The organism is Pseudomonas sp. 18058, from assembly GCF_902706155.1.
GTDB classification, from domain to species: Bacteria; Pseudomonadota; Gammaproteobacteria; order Pseudomonadales; family Pseudomonadaceae; genus Aquipseudomonas; species Aquipseudomonas rustica.
The window spans coordinates 85,742-93,078 of sequence record NZ_CACSJY010000023.1; the positions used below are offsets into that span (position 1 = coordinate 85,742).

3 protein-coding genes are annotated in these 7,337 nt (G+C 58.7%); 2 read left to right on the forward strand and 1 reads right to left on the reverse strand.

What is annotated here, in order from left to right; all coding sequences use genetic code 11:
- Positions 1-2: 2 nt before the first annotated feature.
- Entirely contained in the window at positions 3-2,963 is a 2,961-nt protein-coding gene (locus GVL50_RS14740) for an RHS repeat domain-containing protein (protein WP_159813868.1), read from the reverse strand.
- 194 nt (positions 2,964-3,157) lie between these two features.
- Here GVL50_RS14740 and GVL50_RS14745 point away from each other — a divergent pair, with 194 nt between their 5' ends.
- Together GVL50_RS14745 and rlmF are read left to right on the forward strand one after the other, a co-directional pair.
- The gene (locus GVL50_RS14745) at positions 3,158-6,004 is read left to right on the forward strand and encodes a valine--tRNA ligase (RefSeq protein WP_159813870.1); all 2,847 of its coding nucleotides are present in this window, start codon (positions 3,158-3,160) and stop codon (positions 6,002-6,004) included.
- Between the two features lie 224 nt (positions 6,005-6,228).
- Entirely contained in the window at positions 6,229-7,248 is a 1,020-nt protein-coding gene (rlmF, locus tag GVL50_RS14750) for a 23S rRNA (adenine(1618)-N(6))-methyltransferase RlmF (RefSeq protein ID WP_053117371.1), read from the forward strand.
- The last annotated feature ends 89 nt before the right edge of the window (positions 7,249-7,337 follow it).

Here is a 7,337-nt window from a genome sequence, read left to right on the forward strand (position 1 = left end):
TTTCAGACCGTATTTGCCCTGCGGAACTTATCCAGAATTTTCGCGTGCCGGGGAGTGGCGACCATTGCCCCTCCTCGCCCCACAAATTCTTGCGCCCAGTGTTCCGGAACAACGGTATTGGTAGAGCCGTAGAACTCGAACAGCTCATGGCTATTCTCCAGAATGCTCCACCGCCCCTGGTGCACCATCGCTATCGGAAACGGGCCTGGCCGCGCCACTGCAGCGAGATAACCATTGTCGGCCTGGACTTTTTCAAACTCGTTTTTCCACATATAAGAAACGAAGTTCACTTGCGGCCCGTGACGAACAACATTCATCGAGACGTCTTCGAATGACCTCGCCGGGTCAGATGCCGCAACGCCAAGATTGATCAGATCCTTTATTTCTGTCTCATCGACACTTCCCGATTCAGGGACATACCCCTCGTCGCCGCTGAAACGAATGATGTCATGCATGTCGTAATCGCCCGTATAAGGCGTGACGATCTTGAACTTGATCCAGGAATCAACCAGTTCGTGCTCTACGGGGCTTTGCAAATTGATGTCGTAAGTCGTGTCTTCAAAACTTACGTTATTGCGCGCATAAACACCCTGCAGGCCCGCCTTGTTCCACTTGCCCACTCGCCCGACAAACCCACTGCTCTCGGCCCTCTGAAGCATGGCGCCAGCCTGTTCACCATAAACGCCCGTCAGCGAACTTTGCTTTATGGTTTTCTCAAGAATGTCATGCCCTTTGGCGGCCGCGCCTTCACCCAACGCATTGATCGTGTGACTGCCTGATTCACGAACGCTCAGGGCAATATTTTGCACCTTTGAAATTCTTTCAAAGACAGGCATATGCCGAGGATGAACAAACGACTCACCCACGCGGCGCCTGGCCTCCTGGCCTTGTATTGATAACCCGTTACTGTCACGGAATGTAACCGGGTTGTTGCCGGCCATGACATACAGGTTCATCCCGTCTATCGCTCCGGCCGGATCAGCACTCAACCAGCGTCCAATACATGGCAGGTAGTAACGCCAGCCATAGTAGTAAAGCCCCGTTGCATCGCGCTCCTTGCCTGAATACCTGACGGTTTTGAAACTCGCCTCCACTGCATTTCTCGCCGTCCAGACTGCCGTACCGCCGTAAGGAAAGTATTCTTCGCGGCTGATCACTTTCCCCTGCGCATCGACTTCCAGCCCGCTGCTGCCGATCAGATCATCATGGCTGTAACACAACTGATCGTTACTGATGTCTTCTGGTCTTCCGCTCTCCCAGTGCAATACCCGCACCGACGACTGACCGCTAGCTCCCACGCTGATGACCTGTAAACGCTGCACTTCAGTGCCGTTGATTTTCATAGTCCTTAGCTCCAGCGCGGGCAGGTAAATCACCTGCTGCTCCCGCGTGGTGCTGATGGTGTTCTGGGTAGTGATCTTCAAGAGCCGTTGACTGCCGCCGTCATAGCGGTAGCTCTCGACGTCATCTTTTGCGCCACCTCGCTCAACCGGAGTGACCTTCAGAATTTCGTTGCGGGACGTCCAGGCCAGCGGTTGACCGGGTTGCAGGATTGTTTGCTGGCCGCCTGCGGTGAACCAGCCGTCCACTTCTCGCGGATCAGTGCAAAGGAGACTTGTCACGCCGCGATTGCTGCAGTGGCTGACCGTAACGGTTGTGGTGTGGCAGTGATCGGACACTGGCGCGCAGTGGCGAATCCGCGTCAGATTGCCCGCCTCGTCGTAGCTGTAAGTGCGCGTATAAGCCGTGTAAGTGGCACTGTCGAAACCGGATACGACAGGAAAGCTATGCTGCCGGCCGGCATTCGCCATCTCACGCCCCGTGGCGCTGACCAATTGGTAGAGACTGTCATAGACGTAAGTGTGCTGCGGCACGACTTCCTGATTACGCCAGAAGCGGGTTTCTTCTGCATCGTTATGTACGCCGAGTACATTACCGACCGGGTCATATTGATATTTCAGATCTTGCAAGACTTTCGCCCCGGACACGTGACCGACCGGTCTTTGTACATTTATCCCCAGCAAGCGTTGCGTCTCTTCCTCGTATCCCCAACGAGTCACCACGCCATTAGCGTGTTCTTCGCGCAGCGTTTGGCCGGCCGCCGAGTAAGTCAGGGACTTCAGAATATTTTTCTCGAGCCGATTTTTCAGGGTTAGCCAACGGCTCGTAAGCAGACCGGCCACGTCATATGCCATGCGCTGTCGGTTGCCCGCAGCGTCCGTGGTGGTCTGTTCCGCGCCCGTCGCATCGGTGGTGGTCTGGTGGGTGAAGCCCTTGGCCGCCAGCAAGGCATCCCAGGCCTGAGCGTCTTCGCCTTGCCAATCGGCAACGGCGTCCGGGTTTTCGGCGTGCGCCAGCAGACGACGAGTAACGGACAGCGCTACGCCGCTTAGCGCCAAACTGTCGACTCTGACCAGCCCCGCCGTGTCGTAGTGGCTCACCCATTGCCCGGCCAGGTTCTGCGACGCTTCAAAGTCACTGTTCCCCGCATATCGCCAGCGCTCGCTGATTCGGCGGACACCCTCTGCGCTCTGTTCGACAAGGCTAACCGGGCGTCCTCGCAGATTATTGCTTTCGTATTGAAAGATTCGGGTCACGGCATGCCGATTGATGTCTGCGCCATCGTCACCGGAGTGAATGTTGCTCACCACCCTGAACGACCGGCCAGCCGCGTCATTCAGCGTCACGACAGTGCCATTGTCGACGCCTTCCTGGCACAGCACAGTGCCGGAAAGGCTCGTGATATGGATGAAGTTGGCCAGCCCTGCCTCATTCAAACGCGGGTCAGCGCTTCGAACGTTGATGCCGCGCGCATCGAACTGATGACAGGTAATGCGTGCGTGGGTGATCGCTGGCGAATCGGGATGGCGGTGATATTGCACTTCTCGCACCGACAGACCACGGGCATCACAGGCCATGACCGACGGCGTATTGGTATTCAGTGAAGTCTCGGACAGTTTCATTCAGTCACTCGAAGTCAAAGAGGCGCGGCAGAAACCCCGCGATTCACCGCCGGCCAGAACGTCACAATGGGTATAGGCGTACAACTCATTGCGCGCACGGACAGACACTCGATCCGCCCCGCTCGCCCTCGGCCCCATGCCCCGCTATACTCGTCGGCTTTTCCTGAATTAATGCCAATAGGGTCCCGCCGCGCATGGATAAGACCTACCAGCCGCACGCCATTGAAACTTCCTGGTACAACACCTGGGAGTCCGAGAACTACTTCGCCCCGCAAGGCGCGGGCGACTCCTACACCATCATGATCCCGCCGCCGAACGTCACCGGCAGCCTGCACATGGGTCACGGTTTCAACAACGCGATCATGGACGCCTTGATCCGTTTCCGCCGCATGCAGGGTCGCAACACCCTGTGGCAGCCGGGCACCGACCACGCCGGTATCGCCACGCAGATGCTGGTGGAGCGTCAACTCGAAGCCCAGGGCCAGAATCGCCACGATCTGGGTCGCGAAAAATTCCTCGAGAAAGTCTGGGAATGGAAGGATCAGTCCGGCGGCAACATCAGCCGTCAGATCCGCCGTCTCGGCTCGTCCGTGGACTGGAGCCGCGAGCGCTTCACCATGGACGACGGTCTCTCGGAAGCCGTTAAAGAAGCGTTCGTGCGTCTGCACGAAGACGGTCTGATCTATCGCGGCAAGCGTCTGGTCAACTGGGACACCAAGCTGCACACGGCAATTTCCGACCTCGAAGTGGAAAACCACGACGAGAAAGGTTTCCTGTGGAACCTGAAGTACCCGCTGGCCGACGGTGCGAAAACCGCTGATGGCAACGATTTCCTGATCGTCGCGACCACCCGTCCGGAAACCATGCTCGGCGACTCCGCCGTTGCAGTGAACCCGAACGATGAGCGCTACCAAGCCCTGATCGGCAAGTTTGTCGAGCTGCCACTGGTTGGCCGCCGCATCCCGATCATCGCCGACGATTACTGCGATCCTGAATTCGGCACCGGTTGCGTGAAAATCACCCCGGCCCACGATTTCAACGACTACGAAGTCGGCAAGCGCCACAATCTGCCGCTGCTGAACATCTTCGACAAGAACGCCAACGTGCTGCCGGCAGCCCAGGTGTTCAACCTCGACGGTACGCTGAACGACAGCATCGACGGCGCAATTCCAACTGAATACGCCGGCCTCGAGCGTTTCGAAGCGCGCAAGCAGATCGTTGCCGCGTTCGACGCCGCCGGCCTGTTGGTCAGCGTCAACGACCACGCCCTGAAAGTGCCGAAAGGCGACCGCTCCGGCACCATCATCGAGCCGTGGCTGACCGACCAGTGGTACGTGTCGACCAAGCCTTTGGCCGAGCCTGCGATTGCTGCCGTTGAAGACGGTCGCATCCAGTTCGTACCGAAGCAGTACGAAAACATGTACTTCTCGTGGATGCGCGACATTCAGGATTGGTGCATCAGCCGTCAGCTGTGGTGGGGCCACCGGATTCCGGCCTGGTATGACGAGTCGGGCAAAGTCTATGTCGGTCGCGACGAAGCCGAAGTGCGTGCCAAGCACAACCTCGGCCCGGACGTTGCGCTGCAACAGGACAATGACGTACTCGACACCTGGTTCAGTTCCGGTCTGTGGACGTTCTCCACTCTGGGCTGGCCGGAAAAGACCGAATTCCTGAAGAAATTCCACTCCACCGACGTGCTGGTGACGGGCTTCGACATCATTTTCTTCTGGGTTGCCCGGATGATCATGCTGACCATGCACCTGATCAAAAACGAGGACGGCACGCCGCAGGTACCGTTCAAGACCGTTTATGTACACGGTCTGGTGCGTGATGGTCAGGGCCAGAAGATGTCCAAGTCCAAGGGCAACGTCCTTGACCCGCTGGACATCATCGACGGTATCGAGCTGGAAGACCTGGTGCAGAAGCGCACCTCCGGCATGATGCAGCCGAAACTGGCGAAGAAGATCGAGAAGCAGACCCGCGACGAGTTCGCCGACGGCATCGCCAGCTACGGCACCGACGCCCTGCGCTTCACCTTCTGCTCGCTGGCTTCGACCGGTCGCGACATCAAGTTCGACATGGGCCGCGTTGAAGGCTATCGCAACTTCTGCAACAAGATCTGGAACGCCGCGCGTTACGTTCTGGACAAGGGCGAAGATTGCGGCCAGAACGGCGAAGCCTACGAGCTGTCGCTGGCGGATCGCTGGATCATCTCGCAGCTGCAACGCACCGAAGCCGAAGTGACCCGTCAACTCGATCAGTTCCGTTTCGACCTGGCGGCGCAAGCGCTGTACGAGTTCATCTGGAACCAGTACTGCGACTGGTACCTGGAACTGTCCAAGCCAGTGCTGTGGGACGAGAATGCGCCGGTTGAACGTCAGCGCGGCACTCGCCGTACGCTGGTTCGCGTATTGGAAGTGGCGCTGCGTCTGGCGCATCCGTTCATGCCGTTCATCACTGAAGAAATCTGGCAGCGCATCGCGCCGCTGGCCGGTATTCAGGGCAAGACGATCATGCTGCAACCGTGGCCGGTGGCCAACGAAGAGCGCATCGATCCGGCCGCCGAGAACGACATCGAGTGGCTCAAGGAACTGATGCTCGGCACGCGCAACATCCGTGGCGAAATGAACATCGGCCCGGGCAAGCCACTGCCGATCTACCTGAAGAACGTCAGCGCTGAAGACCAGCGCCGTCTGACCGAGAACGAAGCGCTGCTGAAGAAACTGGCGCGTCTGGAATCGATCACCGTTCTGGCGGCAGGCGAAGAAGCACCGTTGTCCGCCACCGCACTGGTTGGCGAGATGGAAGTGCTGGTGCCGATGGCCGGTCTGATCGACAAGGGCGCCGAGCTGGCGCGTCTGGACAAGGAAATCTTGCGTTTGCAGGGTGAAGTTCAGCGTGTTGGCGGCAAATTGTCCAACGCCGGATTCGTTGACAAGGCCCCGGCCGAAGTCATCGAGAAGGAACGCGCCAAACTGGCCGAGGCTGAACAAGCCCTGGCCAAACTGGCCGAGCAACACGCGCGGATTGCCAGCCTGTAACGGCAAATCGCATTGAAAAAGGGAGGCCCAAGTGGCCTCCCTTTTTTATGCCCACCACATTTCCCCTGTAGGAGCTGCCGCAGGCTGCGATCTTTTGATCTTGCTTCTAAAAATCAACATCAAAAGATCGCAGCCTGCGGCAGCTCCTACATGGGATCGGCGCATAGCTCGTCAATGTGGGACAATACCCGCCACTTTCAGCCATACCCGAATCGACCACGCCCATGAACGCCCCCCGCACACCCAAACCTGCGCGCAAAAAGCCCGACTCCGCGACCCCGGCCAAGACCGTCGAGCCGCGTGAAAAGGCCAGCCTGCACCCGCGCAATCGCCATCAGGGTCGTTACGACTTCCCGGCGCTGATCAAGACCACGCCGGAACTGGCGAAGTTCGTGATCATCAACCCGTACGGCAAGGAAAGCATCGACTTCGCCAGCCCCGACGCGGTGCGCGTGTTCAACCGGGCGCTGCTCAAGTCGTTTTATGGCATCCAGCATTGGGACATCCCGGCAGATTACCTCTGCCCGCCTGTGCCGGGCCGTGCCGATTACGTGCACTTCCTCGCTGACCTGCTGGCGAGCATGAACGACGGTAAGGTGCCGCGCGGCGCAATCGTCAACGTGCTGGACATCGGCATGGGCGCCAACTGCGTGTACCCGCTGATCGGCAACAGCGAATACCGCTGGCACTTCCTCGGTTCTGAAATCGACCCGACGGCGGTGGCTGCCGCCAAAGCTATTGTTCAGTCCAACGACTTGAACAAGGTGATCCAGTTGCGCCTGCAGGAAAACCGCAAGCACATCCTGATCGGCCTGCTTGAGCCGGGCGAGCGCTTTGACCTGACCATGTGCAACCCGCCGTTCCACGCCTCGATGGACGAAGCGACCAAGGGCAGCGAGCGCAAATGGCGCGCCCTGGGCAAGGCCGATCCGAAACGCAAACTGCCGGTGCTGAACTTCGGTGGCCAGTCGGCCGAGCTGTGGTGTGAAGGCGGCGAAGCGCGTTTCGTGACGCAACTGATCGCCGAGAGCGCGAATTTCCAGCACAAAGTGCTGTGGTTCAGCACCTTGGTGTCGAAGGCGTCGAACCTGCCAGCCATCGAAACCGCGCTGAAAAAGGCCGGCGTGCTGGAAAGCCAGGTCGTGGAGATGTCGCAGGGCCAGAAGCAGAGCCGTTTCGTGGCGTGGACGTTCCAGACCAAGTCCGAACAGCAGATCTGGCGCCGCGAGCGCTGGGTTCGCTAACCCTGGGCTGCCCCCTGTAGGAGCTGCGGCACGCTGCGATCTTTTGATCTTGATTGATTTTTAAACACAAGATCAAAAGATCGCAGCGT

What these genes read in the sequence shown, in the direction of transcription:
- GVL50_RS14740 (WP_159813868.1), bottom strand. Translation starts at nt 2,963, where the DNA reads ATGAAACTGTCCGAGACTTCACTGAATACCAATACGCCGTCGGTCATG.
- GVL50_RS14745 (WP_159813870.1), top strand. Translation starts at nt 3,158, where the DNA reads ATGGATAAGACCTACCAGCCGCACGCCATTGAAACTTCCTGGTACAAC.
- rlmF (WP_053117371.1), top strand. Translation starts at nt 6,229, where the DNA reads ATGAACGCCCCCCGCACACCCAAACCTGCGCGCAAAAAGCCCGACTCC.